Origin of the sequence: Fontimonas thermophila (assembly GCF_900113085.1) — a bacterium.
GTDB classification, from domain to species: Bacteria; Pseudomonadota; Gammaproteobacteria; order Nevskiales; family Nevskiaceae; genus Solimonas; species Solimonas thermophila.
In genome coordinates this window covers 1-14,624 of record NZ_FOOC01000018.1, presented here as the reverse complement: position 1 = coordinate 14,624, position 14,624 = coordinate 1, and the positions used below count along the sequence as shown (strand labels likewise).

16 protein-coding genes are annotated in these 14,624 nt (G+C 65.4%); 6 read left to right on the top strand and 10 right to left on the bottom strand.

What is annotated here, in order from left to right; translation table 11 throughout:
* Positions 1–227: 227 nt before the first annotated feature.
* The 3 genes from BMZ48_RS12125 to BMZ48_RS12115 form a co-directional block, all read right to left on the bottom strand.
* Positions 228–1,118, bottom strand: a complete 891-nt coding sequence (locus BMZ48_RS12125; RefSeq protein WP_159431178.1) for an alpha/beta hydrolase — start codon at positions 1,116–1,118, stop codon at positions 228–230.
* Positions 1,111–1,407 carry a SemiSWEET family sugar transporter gene (locus BMZ48_RS12120; RefSeq protein WP_091535710.1) on the bottom strand — a complete coding sequence of 99 codons (297 nt, stop codon included), beginning with the start codon at positions 1,405–1,407 and terminating at the stop codon, positions 1,111–1,113. The genes BMZ48_RS12125 and BMZ48_RS12120 overlap by 8 nt, the downstream gene beginning before the upstream one ends.
* A 62-nt stretch (positions 1,408–1,469) precedes the next feature.
* Complete coding sequence (locus tag BMZ48_RS12115; RefSeq protein ID WP_234981640.1) at positions 1,470–2,090, bottom strand: TonB-dependent receptor; 621 nt, start codon at positions 2,088–2,090, stop codon at positions 1,470–1,472.
* 46 nt (positions 2,091–2,136) lie between these two features.
* Between BMZ48_RS12115 and BMZ48_RS13050 the strand changes: the two genes are divergently transcribed.
* Positions 2,137–2,424 carry a hypothetical protein gene (locus BMZ48_RS13050; RefSeq protein ID WP_159431176.1) on the top strand — a complete coding sequence of 96 codons (288 nt, stop codon included), beginning with the start codon at positions 2,137–2,139 and terminating at the stop codon, positions 2,422–2,424.
* A gap of 20 nt (positions 2,425–2,444) precedes the next feature.
* Here BMZ48_RS13050 and mpl read toward each other — a convergent pair whose 3' ends face one another.
* Together mpl and BMZ48_RS12105 are read right to left on the bottom strand one after the other, a co-directional pair.
* A complete protein-coding gene (mpl, locus tag BMZ48_RS12110) occupies positions 2,445–3,785 on the bottom strand; it encodes a UDP-N-acetylmuramate:L-alanyl-gamma-D-glutamyl-meso-diaminopimelate ligase (protein ID WP_091535671.1) in 1,341 nt (446 codons plus the stop codon).
* The gene (locus tag BMZ48_RS12105) at positions 3,785–4,360 is read right to left on the bottom strand and encodes a hypothetical protein (RefSeq protein WP_091535669.1); all 576 of its coding nucleotides are present in this window, start codon (positions 4,358–4,360) and stop codon (positions 3,785–3,787) included. Before BMZ48_RS12105 ends, mpl begins: the two co-directional genes overlap by 1 nt.
* A 53-nt stretch (positions 4,361–4,413) precedes the next feature.
* On the opposite strand from BMZ48_RS12105, the gene rnd reads away from it, so the two are divergent.
* Complete coding sequence (rnd, locus tag BMZ48_RS12100) at positions 4,414–5,508, top strand: ribonuclease D (RefSeq protein WP_091535666.1); 1,095 nt, start codon at positions 4,414–4,416, stop codon at positions 5,506–5,508.
* Between the two features lie 29 nt (positions 5,509–5,537).
* On the opposite strand, the gene BMZ48_RS12095 is transcribed toward rnd, so the two are convergent.
* Entirely contained in the window at positions 5,538–6,104 is a 567-nt protein-coding gene (locus BMZ48_RS12095) for an adenylate kinase (protein WP_091535663.1), read from the bottom strand.
* A 185-nt stretch (positions 6,105–6,289) separates the two neighbouring features.
* On the opposite strand from BMZ48_RS12095, the gene BMZ48_RS12090 reads away from it, so the two are divergent.
* From BMZ48_RS12090 to ppa, 3 genes are all read left to right on the top strand, one after another.
* Entirely contained in the window at positions 6,290–7,561 is a 1,272-nt protein-coding gene (locus BMZ48_RS12090; RefSeq protein WP_091535661.1) for a 6-phosphofructokinase, read from the top strand.
* A gap of 169 nt (positions 7,562–7,730) precedes the next feature.
* Positions 7,731–9,743, top strand: coding sequence for a sodium-translocating pyrophosphatase (locus BMZ48_RS12085; RefSeq protein ID WP_091535659.1), 2,013 nt, complete (start codon positions 7,731–7,733; stop codon positions 9,741–9,743).
* Between the two features lie 109 nt (positions 9,744–9,852).
* Positions 9,853–10,401, top strand: a complete 549-nt coding sequence (gene ppa, locus BMZ48_RS12080; protein WP_091535657.1) for an inorganic diphosphatase — start codon at positions 9,853–9,855, stop codon at positions 10,399–10,401.
* Between the two features lie 64 nt (positions 10,402–10,465).
* Here the strand turns inward: ppa and BMZ48_RS12075 are convergent, their stop codons facing one another.
* Both BMZ48_RS12075 and BMZ48_RS12070 read right to left on the bottom strand, forming a co-directional pair.
* Positions 10,466–12,022 carry an FAD-dependent oxidoreductase gene (locus BMZ48_RS12075; RefSeq protein WP_091535655.1) on the bottom strand — a complete coding sequence of 519 codons (1,557 nt, stop codon included), beginning with the start codon at positions 12,020–12,022 and terminating at the stop codon, positions 10,466–10,468.
* Positions 12,019–12,642: a hypothetical protein gene (locus tag BMZ48_RS12070; RefSeq protein WP_091535652.1), complete on the bottom strand. Its 624-nt coding sequence runs from the start codon at positions 12,640–12,642 to the stop codon at positions 12,019–12,021. The genes BMZ48_RS12075 and BMZ48_RS12070 overlap by 4 nt, the downstream gene beginning before the upstream one ends.
* Before the next feature lie 133 nt (positions 12,643–12,775).
* On the opposite strand from BMZ48_RS12070, the gene BMZ48_RS12065 reads away from it, so the two are divergent.
* The gene (locus BMZ48_RS12065; protein ID WP_091535650.1) at positions 12,776–13,132 is read left to right on the top strand and encodes a DUF4870 family protein; all 357 of its coding nucleotides are present in this window, start codon (positions 12,776–12,778) and stop codon (positions 13,130–13,132) included.
* Here BMZ48_RS12065 and BMZ48_RS12060 read toward each other — a convergent pair.
* Positions 13,102–13,662, bottom strand: coding sequence for a P-loop nucleotide/nucleoside kinase family protein (locus BMZ48_RS12060; protein WP_091535648.1), 561 nt, complete (start codon positions 13,660–13,662; stop codon positions 13,102–13,104). The two genes, BMZ48_RS12065 and BMZ48_RS12060, sit on opposite strands and share 31 nt — an antisense overlap.
* Positions 13,641–14,555, bottom strand: coding sequence for an ROK family protein (locus tag BMZ48_RS12055; RefSeq protein WP_091535646.1), 915 nt, complete (start codon positions 14,553–14,555; stop codon positions 13,641–13,643). The genes BMZ48_RS12060 and BMZ48_RS12055 overlap by 22 nt, the downstream gene beginning before the upstream one ends.
* Positions 14,556–14,624: the final 69 nt, after the last annotated feature.

Genomic DNA, 14,624 nt, shown 5'->3' with positions numbered 1-14,624 from the left:
GATCGTCTGATCGGCGACGCCGGCACAAGCGAATCGTGACGACGCTGGGCGGCTTGAGCGGCGCGGCATACGCAGACGCTCGCGGACCGGCGTGCAAACCAGGGTTGCGGACCCGGATGAATCGGACGGTACCGCGCAAGGCGCGGCCGTCACCCCGATGGTCGGACCTCCGTGAAACGGTGCGCCGTCACGCCGGTGCGTCGCCGGAACCGCGATCCGAGACTCCGTCAGGCGGCACGCACCCAAGCGGCGACATCCCCAATCGCCTGTCGATAAGCCGGACTCGGCTTGAAGCCGAAAAACCCGTGCTGCGTGCCCGGATACTCGCGCACTTCGACGGCAACGCCGGACTGCCGCAGCAGACGCGCATATTCGGCGCCTTCATCGTGTAGCAAATCCTGCTCGGCCAGGATCAACAACGTACGCGACAGACCCGTGAGATCGCACGTGTGCAGCGGGGTGGCGAGGTCGTGACGGCGCATGCCCGGCGTCCACAGCGGACTGCCGCGCAGGTACAAGTCCCACATCTCCATCATGCCCTTCAAGGGCAGGCTGTAACCGCGCCCGCCATAGGCGGCGTAGGAAGGCCAATGGGCATGGCGGCAGTGATCCGTCACCGGATAGACCAGGATCTGCCCCTTGATCAGCCCGGGATGCGTCTGGCGCGCCTGCTGGGCGACCACCGCCGCGAGATTCCCGCCAGCGCTGTCCCCGCAGAGCGTCAGATGCCCGGGATCGCCGCCGAGGCGGGCGGCGTGCTCCTTGACCCACTGCAGTGAAAACAGACAGTCCTCGATGGGGATGGGGAACGGGTGCTCCGGCGCACGCCGGTAATCGACGGCGACCACCAGGTGCCGCGCGTGCGCACAGAGATCGCGGCACACGGCATCGTGCGTATCCAGATCGCCGGCGATCCAGCCGCCGCCGTGGAAGTAGAGGATGACGGGAAAAGGGGCCTCGCCTTGGGGGCAATACACGCGCAGCCGGATGCGGCCACCGGCCACCGCCACGCGTTCATCGCTCACCGACAGCCCGCGAGTCTTGCGCCCCCACCACAGCAGGCCGATGGCGGTGCGCAGCCCCCAGCGGAACCACGCCAGCCGCAGCCGCTCAACCATGGCTGGGGCGCGTCTGGCTCTGTTCAGGCGCCCGACGTCCATACTTGATCTTCAGTACCAGCACGCTGCCGGACAGCAGCAGCGTGATGCCGTTGAACAACACCAAGGAGAGCGAGCGGATCGCCAGACCATAGGCGATCCACAGGGCCACACCGGTCGAGAACAACACGTACATGGCCAGGGAGATGTCCTGCACGCGCCGCGTCCGCAGGATCTGGATCGCCTGTGGGGCAAATGCTCCGGTGGTCAAGCATCCGGCAAGCAGGCCCATCCATTCAAAGTGACTCATCTGGAATCCCATGTGTGAGGCATGATCCATGTATGATCCATGCAATAGCCGTGGGTTTGACTTCAAAAATCCACGCTCAGGCGCAGGGTATAGGTACGCGGCGCGTTCAGCAGATAGGTGAAAAAGGGTCCCGGCACCAGCGGTCGGTTCAGCGTCCCACCGGTGGCCGCGACGCGATCGAAGACGTTGTCCACGTTGAACGCCAGCTTGGGGCGCCAGGACCATGCGTCCGCGCTCAGAATCAGGCCCAACCGGGCCGTACCGTAGCCGTTGATCTCGATGTGGTGCTGAAAGTTGCTATAGCCCTGGCCGATGTAGTTGTAGCCGGCGGTAAGTCCCAGCATGAACTCGCCGAGGGGTCTTAAGTAGTGCAGGCTCGCCCGGTACTGCTGGGGCGCGACGCCCGGCATCTGCTGCCCGGGTTCGATCAACTGCCCGTCCTGATCCGTGAACGGCACCGTGCTATGGGCGCTCGTGAAGGCCGCACCCAGCGAGACGCTGAGTCCGTCCAGTGGCGTGAACCACTGCAGTTGGGCCTCGATACCCTTGCTCTCGGCCGCGCCGACGTTGTCAAGGTAACCGGTCGGAATGCCGGCCTGCCGACTCTGCGCATTCTGCTGGATGATGGGATTCTTGTATTCGATGTAGAACGCGGTGAGATCGGCGGTAAGCGTGCGATCCAACCAACTGGTGCGCAAGCCCAGCTCGTAATTCCACAGTGAATCCGATTTGAAGACCGGCGGAATACCGTTCGCCGCCCTGGTGATGATCAACAGGGCCGTATCCGGGATCGGGGTTTTCCTGTCCGGGGCCATCCTCACCGCGATCGATTTTCCCGAGAAGGCCGCGCCGGCCGACGTGCCTGCGCCCACCATCGACGCGCTGGCGATCGTTTATGTGGCCGGTGTGGGACTCATGATCGCCGCCGCAATGGGATGCTTGGGCTTTTACGGCATCACCCGCACCGCCCATGCGCAGACGCTGGAACAGCTCAGCCGGAGGGTTTTCAACCGATAACCGTATCGGCCTGATCGTCTTCAGCCCCGCAGGGCGTCGAGCAAGCGGCCGTGCACGCCGCCAAAATCGCCGTTGGACATGATCAGCACGCGGTCGCCGTTTTGCGCGTGCGCGACGACATCGGCGATCAGGCTGCCCAGATCGTGGTGAACGCGCAGGCGCGCACCCACATCGGCGAGCACCCGGTGGGCGTCCCAGTGCAGATCCGGCCGCGCGTAGACGAAGCACAGCTCGGCGTCACGCAGGCTGTGCGCGAGCTCGCCGGCATGCGCCCCTAGGCGCATCGTGTTCGACCGCGGCTCGAGCACGGCGAGGATGCGACCCGGTCCTTGCGTGCGCAGCGCATCGATGGTGACGGCGATCGCCGTCGGGTGATGGGCGAAGTCGTCGTACACGGTCACGCCGCGCGCGCTGCCGACGACCTCGAGGCGCCGGCGCACGCCCCGGAATTGCGCGATGCCATCGATCAGGGTCGTCACCGGTATGCCGACGTGGTGGGCTGCGGCAAACGCGGCGAGGACGTTCGAGCGGTTGTGGGCACCGGCCAGCGGCGTGCGCACCTGGCCATGCGCGATCCCGCCGACACGCAGCTCGAATCCGTCGGCATTCGGGCATGCGTACCATCCGTCCTCGCGATCGAAGTATTCGATTTCACTCCAGCAGCCCTGCGCGAGCACGCGCGCGAGGCTGGCATCAACGCCGTTGACGATCAACCGCCCGCTTCTGGGCACGGTGCGAATCAGATGATGGAACTGGCGCTCGATGCTGGCGAGGTCCGGAAAGATGTCGGCGTGATCGTATTCGAGGTTGTTGAGGATGCAGGTGCGCGGCCGATAGTGCACGAACTTGGAGCGCTTGTCGAAAAACGCGGTGTCGTACTCGTCGGCCTCGATGACGAAAAACTTCGATCGCCCCAGGCGGGCGGAAATGCCGAAATTCTGCGGCACGCCGCCGACGAGAAAGCCAGGTGCAAGTCCGGCGTAGTCGAGCAGCCAGGCGAGGATCGAGCTCGTCGTCGTCTTGCCATGGGTGCCGGCGACCGCGAGCACGTGGCGGTCGCACAGTACGTGCTCGGCGAGCCACTGCGGTCCGGATATGTAAGGCAACCCGGCATCGAGTACGTATTCCATCGCCGCGTTGCCGCGGGTGACGACGTTGCCGACGACGACGACATCGGGCCGAGGATCGAGATGTGCGGGTTCGTAGCCGCGCAGCACGGTGATGCCGAGCCGCTCGAGCTGGGTCGACATCGGCGGCCAGGCGTTGGCGTCCGAGCCGGTGACGCGGTGCCCGGCCTCGCGCGCGATCGCGGCGATTCCGGCCATGAACGTGCCGCAGATGCCGAGGATGTGAAGATGCATCAAGCCGCTCCGAACATCGCCCCGACGAGGCTGCCGGCGAAGGCGACGAAGAACAGCACGACGAAGGCGATGATCAGCGCGATGATGACGCCCACCCACAGCTGCACGTTGGCAGCGTGACGGAAGATGTGCGCGGTGACGGCGAAATTCCAGAAGTTGAGCAGGTTCATCGTGAACACCACTCCCTGCGGCAGACGCAGCGCATCCGGTTGTTCCAGGAGCTGCGGTTTGGCCGCAATCTCGCGCAGGACCGGCGCCACCTGCATGAACAGTGGCAGCAACAGCAGGGTCAACACCGCGGCAGTGGCGAGCAGCGAGTTGAAGGTCTGATTGAAGCGTGGCGCCAGATTGCGGGCACGCAGGATCGAACGCGTGACCAGCGCCGTGCCGGCGATCATCGCCGCGGCCATCGCAGCCGAGCTGACGGCCGGCAACACCTGCACGAATACCAGGAAGTTCGCGAGTCCCGTGATCGAGACCAGCGGCCAGGTGAGCCGCGGATCGTAGGGAAAATCCTGAGGTCCGGCGCGAAATCCGAGGATGCGCAGCGTCACGGTCAAAACTTGCGCGAACATGGGAGCTTTGGAGTGGGCGTGCGGTTATTCTAGGTGTTTCTGCGCATCCGCTCATGACCCATACACTGATCACCGATTCCGAAACGCTGTCGCGCGTGCTCGAGCGCTGGTCGTCGAGCGCGGTTCTTGCGGTCGATACCGAATTCATCCGCATCGACACCTACTATCCGCGACTGTGCCTCGTGCAGGTGCGCGATGCGACCACAACCGCGCTGATCGACGCAACCGCCTTTGACGATTTATCGCCGCTGTTCGAGGCGCTGACCACCGCCGGCCGGCTGAAGGTGTTCCACGCCGCAGGCCAGGATCTGGAAATCTTCGTGCACCACTGCGGCAAGTGTCCGCAGCCGCTGTTCGACACCCAGATCGCCGCCACCCTGCTCGGCTACGGCGACCAGATCGGCTATGCCGGACTGATCGAAAAACGGCTCGGCATCGTGCTCGACAAGAGCCTGTCGCGGACCAACTGGGCACACCGGCCGCTCAAACCGGCGGAACTCGATTACGCCGCGGCCGACGTCGAGCATCTCGCCGCGATTTTTCCGGGCCTGCGCGACGAGCTCGATGCGCGCGATCGCCTGGCCTGGCTCGCCGAGGACTGCGCGCGCTTGTGCGATCCGGCGCTGTACCACACCGATCCGGGTGCGGCCTGGCAGCGGCTGCGTGGGCTGGCGCAGCTGTCGGCGCGGGAGCAAACCATCGCTGCAGCGCTCGCCGCCTGGCGGGAAACCGAAGCCCAGCAGCGCAACCGTCCGCGCAAATGGATCCTCGACGACGAGGCGATCTACCGCCTGGCGCAACGTCAGCCGCAGACCCGCCGGGAGCTCGAATCGCTTGCCGTGCTGCCACCGAAAACGCTCGCGCGCCATGGCGAGACCCTGCTGGGCCTGATCACCGCCGCCAGCCGTGCGCCGGAGCAAATCTATGCGCGCGAAGAGGAGCCGGATGCGGCGAGCAAATCACTGCTCAAACGGCTTCAGGCCATCGTCGGCGCACGTGCGCAGGCCTTGGACCTGCCCGCGAGTTATCTCGCCCCCAAGGCGGAGCTGCTGCGCCTGGTCCGCGAGGGCGCGAACGCACCGGTCAACGTGCTGCGCGGCTGGCGACGCGAGGTCTGCGGTAGCGCATTGTTGGAGGCCTTGCCCTGACGCACCCGCGGAAAGGATCGCGCAGCCCGTCAGTGTTTGAGCACGCGCAAGATGCGCTGGAAGATCTCGTCCACGGCACCGACACCCGGCACCGCCACCAGCTTGTTCTGGGCGCGGTAATAATCGAGCAAGGGGTGGGTTTCGTCGTTGTACACCCGGATCCGCTTGCGGATCACGTCTTCCTTGTCGTCGGCGCGGCCTTCTTTGTGCGCGCGATCGAGCAGGCGTTTGATGATTTCTTCGTCATCGACCTGCAGATGCACGGCCTTGTCAATGGCCGGCTGTCCGAGGCGCACGAGCATGGCATCGAGCACTTGCGCCTGCGCGGTATTGCGCGGAAAACCGTCGAGGATGAATCCCTTGGCCGCATCCGGTTGTGCGAGTCGCTCCTCGACGATGCCGATGACGATCTCGTTGTCAACGAGCTGGCCGGCATCCATCGCACGCTTGGCCTTGCGCCCCAGGTCGGTCCCGGCAGCCACGGCCGCGCGCAGGGCGTCACCCGTGGAAACCTTCGGGATCCCGAAATGTGCGGCCAGCTTTTCGCCTTGCGTGCCTTTGCCTGAGCCGGGCGCCCCCAGCAAAACCATTCTCATCTCGAATTAAGCCTCTGTTTCAAAAGGAATCGCAGCGGACCGCTGCGGGCCCCGGGGTCGCGCGAGGGTGGAAAAGTACCCGCGTGCGGGTACGCTCGTCAATCGAACGGGATCCGGGCACGGACTTGGCGTCGGCCCCATCCGCCCGGGCATACACTGGAGCGGCCCCGATCGAGGAGACTCACATGCCCCGCAATGCATTGTACGCGCAGTCCGGCGGTGTCACGGCGGTGATCAACGTCTCGGCCCAGGCCGTGATCGAAACCGCACGCCGCCATCCCGAGCGCATCGGCACCGTCTATGCCGCCCGTAACGGCATCATCGGCGCGCTCACCGAGAATCTGATCGACACCGCGCAGGAACCGGACGCGGCGATCGCCGCGCTGCGCCACACCCCCGCCGGGGCCTTCGGCTCGTGCCGGTACAAGCTCAAGGGCTTCGACAAAAACCTCGCCGAGTACGAACGCCTGATCGAAGTCTTCAAGGCGCACGACATCGGTTATTTCTTCTACAACGGCGGCGGTGATTCGGCCGATACCTGTCTCAAAGTGAGCCAGCTCGGCGACAAGCTGGGGTATCCGGTGCAGGCGATCCACATCCCGAAAACCATGGACAACGACCTGCCCCTGACCGACTGCTGCCCCGGTTTCGGCTCGGTGGCGAAATACACGGCGGTGTCGATCCGCGAAGCCGGCTTCGACGTGGCCAGCATGGCAGCGAGCTCGACCCAGGTTTTCATTCTCGAAGTCATGGGGCGCCATGCCGGCTGGACCGCAGCAGCCGGCGGGCTGGCGGCCGAACGCGAGGGCGATGCCCCCCAGGTGATCCTGTTCCCCGAGATCGTCTTCGACGAGGACCGGTTTCTCGCAGCCGTCGATCGTGCCGTCAAGACGTATGGTTACTGCGCGATCGTCGCCAGCGAGGGATTGCGCGATGCCAACGGCAGGTTTCTCTCCGAAGCCGACACCACCGATGCCTTCGGCCACGCCCAGCTCGGCGGACTGGCGCCCCGGCTCGCCCAGCGGATCAAGACCCGCCTAGGGTACAAATACCACTACGCGATCGCCGACTACCTCATGCGCGCGGCCCGCCACATCGCGGCCCGGACCGATGTCGAGCAGGCCTACGCCGTCGGGCGCGCCGCCGTCGAACTCGCGCTCACCGGAGCCTCCGGCGTGATGGTCACGATCGAGCGCCAGAGCGACAGCCCGTATCGCTGGACCACCGGCACCGCGCCACTCGAACAAGTCGCCAACGTCGAGCGCAAGCTGCCGCGCGCGTTCATCACGGCCGACGGCTTTCACATCACCGAGGCCTGCCGGCGCTACCTGGCACCGCTGATCGCGGGTGAAGACTACCCGCCTTATGAAAACGGCCTGCCGCGCTATATCAGGCTCAAGAACGTGCCGGTCCCCCCCAAAACCGGGCGGGTATTCACGATCGGCACCCAGACGTAACGATTGCCGCTGTCGCAAACTTCATGCGATAGTCGGGTGGCCCGCAGTTCGGGCCATGATTGAAGACAAACGGGGAGTTGAAGCACACCCATAACGCGCCCAAGACGGCAGGATTCATGCCGCGGCACACCCAAGTCTCGTTCCGGACACATCAAAGGAGGTTTCTCCGATGTTGGTTGAGTACGGTCTGTGGATTGCCATCGCCTGTGCAGTGCTTGCACTGATCTACGGCGTGGTCTCGGTGCAGTGGATTCTGGCCAAGCCGACCGGTGACGATCGAATGCGTGCGATCGCCGCGGCCGTGCAGGAAGGCGCGAGTGCTTACCTCAACCGCCAATACACGACGATCGGCATCGTCGGTGCGGTGCTGTTCTTGATTCTCGGCTTTGCTCTCGACTGGCTCACGGCGATCGGCTTTCTGGTCGGTGCCGTCATGTCGGGCGCCGCCGGCTACATCGGCATGAATGTCTCGGTTCGTGCCAACGTGCGCACCGCCGAAGCCGCACGCGGCGGTCTCAACGCCGCGCTCGCAGTCGCATTCCGCGGCGGCGCGGTGACCGGCATGCTGGTCGTCGGCCTGGGTCTGCTCGGCGTCGCCGGGTATTACCTAGTGGTGATGCACCTGACCGGGGATCAGGGCAAGGCCTTGCATGCGCTCGTCGGCCTGGCCTTCGGCGGCTCGCTGATTTCGATCTTCGCGCGCCTGGGTGGCGGCATCTTCACCAAGGGCGCGGACGTCGGTGCCGATCTGGTCGGCAAGGTCGAGGCCGGTATTCCGGAGGACGATCCGCGTAACCCGGCGGTGATCGCCGACAACGTCGGCGACAACGTCGGCGACTGCGCCGGCATGGCCGCGGACCTGTTCGAGACCTACGCGGTCACCGTCGTCGCCACGATGCTGCTCGGCGGACTGATGGCAACGACGGTCGGCCCCAACGGCGTGCTCTATCCGCTCGTACTCGGCGGCGCATCGATCGTCGCGTCGATCATCGGCACGTTCTTCGTCAAGGCCTCGCCGGGCGGCAAGATCATGACTGCGCTGTACAAAGGCGTGATCGTCTCCGGCATCCTCGCCGCGATTGCGTTCTATCCGATCACCACGGCGATGATGGGCGCAGCCGCGATGCCGCTGTACCTGTCCGCGCTGATCGGGCTCGCACTCACCGCGGCGATGGTCGTCATCACCGAGTACTACACGGCCACCGAATTCAAACCGGTGCAGCACATCGCCGCCGCATCGCAGACCGGGCATGCCACCAACATGATTGCGGGGCTCGGGGTCTCGATGAAGGCGACGGCGCTGCCGGTGCTCGCGGTGTGTGCGAGCATCTGGGGCGCCTACGAACTCGCCGGCCTGTACGGCATCGCCGTCGCCGCGACGTCGATGCTGTCGATGACCGGCATGATCGTGGCCCTCGATGCCTACGGCCCGATCACCGACAACGCCGGCGGCATCGCCGAAATGGCCGGCCTGCCCAAGGAAGTGCGCAACATCACCGATCCGCTCGACGCCGTCGGCAACACGACCAAAGCCGTGACCAAGGGCTATGCGATCGGCTCGGCGGGGCTGGCCGCGCTGGTGCTGTTCGCCGATTACACGCACAACCTCGAGGCGGTCGGCAAGCTCGTCACCTTCCCGCTGTCCGACCACATGGTGCTGATCGGCCTTCTGATCGGCGGCGCCGTGCCCTATCTGTTCGGTGCGATGGCGATGGAAGCCGTCGGCCGCGCGGCTGGCAGCGTCGTCATCGAAGTGCGCCGCCAGTTCCGCGAGATCAAGGGCATCATGGAGGGCACCGCCAAGCCCGATTACGCCAAGTCGGTGGACATGCTGACGACCGCAGCGATCAAGGAAATGATCCTGCCTTCGCTGCTGCCGATTCTCGTGCCGGTCATCGTCGGCCTCGCGCTCGGCCCCAAGGCCTTGGGCGGTGTGCTCGTCGGCACCATCGTCACCGGCTTGTTCGTGGCGATCTCGATGACCACCGGTGGCGGCGCCTGGGACAATGCCAAGAAATACATCGAGGAAGGCCATTACGGCGGCAAGGGCAGCGACGCGCACAAAGCGGCCGTCACCGGCGACACCGTCGGCGATCCGTACAAAGACACTGCCGGACCGGCGATCAACCCCCTCATCAAGATCATCAACATCGTCGCGCTGCTTCTGATCCCGCTGCTCTGATCACCGCCAGAGACATTCGGGGCGCCTGCGGGCGCCCTCGTTATTTGGGCTGCATCCGGTACAATTGCGCGCTTTTTCGAGCCACGACCACGTCTGCAGGAGCTGCTTCATGAATCTGGACCTCGTCCCGACGGGCAAGGATGTCCCTAACGACATCAACGTCATCATCGAAATCCCGATGAACAGTGAGCCGGTCAAATACGAGGTGGACAAGACCTCGGGCGCGATCTTCGTCGACCGCCTGCTGACGACGCCGATGCGCTATCCCTGCAACTACGGCTATGTGCCGCACACGCTGTGTGGCGACGGCGACCCGCTCGATGTTCTGGTGATGACGCCGATGCCGCTGATCCCCGGCTGCGTGATCAACTGCCGCCCGATCGGCATGCTCGAGATGGAAGACGAATCCGGCTCCGACGAAAAGCTCGTCGCCGTGCCCAACAACAAGATCTTCCCGCTGTACAAGCACATCACCAGCGTGCGCGAACTCCCCGATCTGATCCGCGACCAGATCCAGCACTTCTTCGAACATTACAAGGATCTGGAGAAGGGCAAGTGGGTCAAGGTCAAAGGCTGGCACGGGCCGAAGGATTCGATGAAAGCGATCCAGTCCGCGGTCGAGATGTTCAACAGCGCGAAGAACAAACCCAATTTCTGACCGCCGCGCGCAGCAGATACACCGGCGCATCGAGGCGGGCCCAAGGCGCCCGCCTCGTGCGTTTTCAGCCCAGGTACGCGTCGATATGACGCGCGGCAACGTAGCTGAACGCCATGATCGTGAAGCTCGGATCAACCGACACCGGCGTCGGGAACACCGAGCTGTCGGCGACGAACAGGTTGTCGAAGCCGTGGACGCGGTGCGTTGAATCCGTAACCGAGTCCTTTGCGCTGCGCCCCATGATGCAGCCGCCGGACGGATGCGGTGCCGCCATGTAAAGCCCGCCGGCGCGGATCGGCAGCGTATCGATCTTGGCGAGATCAGCCTGCCGCTCCAGCACCAGCGCATCGGCCGAAGCCACCAGAAGCTTGCGCGCGCCGACCGCAAACTGCAGTTGCGCCTGCTTTTTGATCGTGTCGCGCAGTATCGCCTGCGTCTTCGGCCCAAAGGGGTATTCGACCCGCGGCGTGCCATCGCTGGCGAGCTTGAGCTCACCGAGCTCATCGGGTGGATCGTCGATCCACGCGATCGTGCCGCCGACACGCTTCATCTGCGCCATCCACTCGCCCAGCGCCTCGCCCATCAGCGGCATCATCCCGCCGAGCAGGCCTGGCTGGATCTGGTTGGCCATCAGCAGGTAGCCGCCCTCGACGTAGCGGCCCGCGTCGTCGTAACGCGCGAGGCGGAACTGCTCCACACCGAACGCGGCCGGGATGTTGCGCCAGAGCACGATATCCTCGTCGTAGAGGCCGTGCACCATGGCCGACGGATTCATGCCGAAGTTCTTGCCGAGCATCGGCAACTGTTTGCGCAAACCCTGCTTGAGCAGAAACGGCGCGCTGTAGAAACCGCCGGCAGCGACGACGTATACCCTGGCGTCGATCGCAAGCTCGATATCCGAGACGCGGTTCGACGGCCGGTGCACGACGCGGGCGATGAGCCGCCGCACGCGCCCGCGCTCCCACACCAGGGTGCGCGCTTCGACATCGGCATAGACGCGCGCACCCAGCGCGAGCGCCTGTGGGATATGCGTGACCAGCTGCGACTGTTTGGCCCGATAGACGCAGCCTTGCATGCAATGCCCGGATTTGACGCAGTGCTTGCGCGCCTGCGGCACCGGGTGACCTTCCCAGCCCAGCTTGTGCGCGCCTTCGCGCAGTAGCCGGTTCATGCGGTTGTGATATTCCTCGGTGGCCGGATGGACGTTGTGCGTCGTGGTCAGCTCATCCCAGGCGGGTGTGAGTGTCGCCAAATCATGGCCGGTCACGCCATAGCGCTCGGCCCATAGCTGCAAGCGGTCTTCGGGGGTGCGGTAGGAATCGGCCCAGTAATGCACCGATGCGCCACCGACGTTGTGACCGGAGAGCAGCAAGGTGCCGCCATCGGCCGAAGCACGCATGCTGCGGTCGGCGGAGAGCTTGGCATTCATGCCCAGCTCGCTCTGGTCGAAGGTGCTTTCCGGGTAGTACCCGCCGCGCTCGAGGATCACGACATCATGTCCGGCCTCGGCGAGCTTCTTGGCCACGGTCGCGCCACCGCAGCCGGACCCGATGACGCAGACGTCGGCATGGAGCGTCTGGGCCTCGGTCAGGTCATGCCACTGATAAATCCGGCCGGTCATGTCGGACTCCGCATCGTCTGTCGTGCATACCAGGCGCGCTGCTCGCTCTGCTGCTCCGGCATGCGCCCGAAAGGCCCGTCATAGCCGATCGCGTTCCACACCGCCGGATGCGCGAAATAGAAAAACTGCGCAAGGATCTTGAGGTTCGTCGCAATCGCGCGCAGCAGCTCGATACGGCTTGCGCACAGCTGCGTCAGCAGCGTGCGCCGCGCATCGCGATCGAGCACGGAAAAGCGCGCGAAATGGCCATACAAGGGCGGCAACCACTCAAAGACATCGAGCGCGGCCTTGAGATCGGCACGGATTACCGGCGAAACAAAGCTCAGCTCCTCGTCGAAACGACGCACCACCTGCGCCGTTTCGATGTCCGGAAAACCCTCCTGCGTCGGCACCACCGCCGCCGCCACGGCAGCAAACGTCGTCGCCTCCTGTGCGGACAGCGTCAGCAACAGCCCGCCATCGCCGGCACGATGCAAGGCCCTCTGGCAGCCACTGCTGCCCAAGCCCCATGCCGCCAGCGCACCCAATGCGCCGGCGGTGCGCAGGAAGCGCCGCCGCGGCATGTTGGTCCAGTCAATCGCCCCGATCCCATCCGTCGCGCGCCCAGATGCCGTCTCCATCCGCGGACCCCGAATTTTTCGTACGCGTATATTCATCAATCACGAGGGCCGGTTTCAAGTATCGTGATCGGGTCCCGGCGCGCGGGCCGTAAGGGTGCTGCGCACCGCCCGCCTATCCCTTGCGAGGTGTGCCATGCGCGACATTGCGCCTCTTTCGGATGCCGCACAGGCCAGTGACGGCGAACGCACAACATTGCTCGCTGCCTATGTGCTCGATGCGCTGGCTCCGCTTACCGGTTTTCTCGCCGCGATCGTCAGCGTCATCATCAGTCACATCAAGGTCGGCGAGACACGTAACACCTTTATCCGCAACCACCATCGCTGGCTGATCCGCACCTTCTGGTGGAATCTGCTGTGGTGCGTGATCTTCGGCATGCTGACGATTGTCTTCATCGGCTTTATCGGCCTGTTCGCGATGCTCATCTGGTGGCTGTACCGGGTGATCCGCGGGCTGATCGCCTACTCCAACGGCGAGCTGCTGCCGGAGTGATCCTCGCATAGCGTACCGAGCACGGTAGCGACCAGGCTTTCGACCGCCGATGTGGCGTCGAGCCGCAGCGCTGCGTGCGGCACCTCGAAGCGCGCGGCGATGGCGCGTACGAGCGCTGCGTCGCGGTCGGAGGCCGGATGCACGCTGCGCGTTGCCTCGACGCGCGCAATCGCGACCGGCAGCGGCACATCGAGCCAGATCTCCCGGCACCTGGCACCACAGGCGCGCGCGAGTCGGGCCAGGCGCAAACGCTGGGTTGCGGATGCCAGGCTGCGACCGTCGGCGATCACACAGCGTCCGGCGCGCAGGTGATGGCGCAGCGCTGCCTCCATGTGCGCATTCGCGGCCGCGGTGACCTGGGCATCGACGGGCCGGCCCGGGAACAGGGCGGCGCGGATCGCATCACGGTCGACGATCACCGCGCCCAGATGTGGGGCCAGCGCGCGTGCCAGCGTGCTCTTGCCGGCACCCGGCAATCCAATCAACAGCAGGAGTTGTGGTCGTGGACTCAGGGGTCCGGATCCGGCCATAGCCAGGCCGCACCGCGCACCCCGGAGGCATCGCCATGCTGCGCCGGCACCAAAGGCGTATCGACGCTGTCTGAAAACACCCACGCCCCCCAGCGCGCCGGTACGCTGCGATAAATCCGCTCGATGCGCGACAAGCCTCCGCCCAGCACGATCACGTCGGGATCGAGCACGTTGATGATGCTGGCAAAGGCACGCGCGAGCCGGTCCTCCCAGCGTTGCAGCGTGGCCTCGCAGTCGGCATCCCCGGAATGCGCCCGCGCGACGATCTCCTCGCCGCGCAGGTGCACTCCGGTGACGCGGGCATGATCGTCGGCAAGCCCCGGACCGCTGCACCAGGCCTCGATCGATCCATACCGCCCGTCCCAGCCGAGCGGCCCCGGCACTTCCCCCCACTCCGGCCGCGGCCACGGCAGCGGATTGTGTCCCCATTCGCCAGCGATCGCGTTGGGGCCCGACAGCAAGCGGCCATCGACGACGATGCCGCCGCCCACTCCGGTTCCCAGAATCGCGCCAAATACGCAGCGGGCACCGCTGGCGGCACCGCCGTGCGCTTCCGAGAGCGTCATGCAATCGGCATCGTTGGCGATCCGCACCCGCGGCCCGAGACGCTGCTCGAGATCTTCCAGCAGCGGCCGGTCGTTGAGGCAGGTGGAATTGCAGTTTTTCATGCGCCCGGTCCGGCGCGAGCGCGCACCCGGAGTACCGGCGCCGACCGGCAAGCCGCTGCGCCCGACATCGCGTTCGAGCTGCCTAACCAGATCGACGATCATCTCCACCGTCGCCGCATAATCGCCAGCCGGCGTGGCCACGCGCCGGCGCGCGAGCACCTGCTCATTCGCCCCCAGAACGATGCCTTCGGTTTTGGTTCCTCCCAGATCAATGCCGATGCGCACGGTTTGCCTCCCGACACATCCCTGTGGCCACGCCCGGCTGCGCCATCCGTGGCGCAGCGCTCGTCGGCG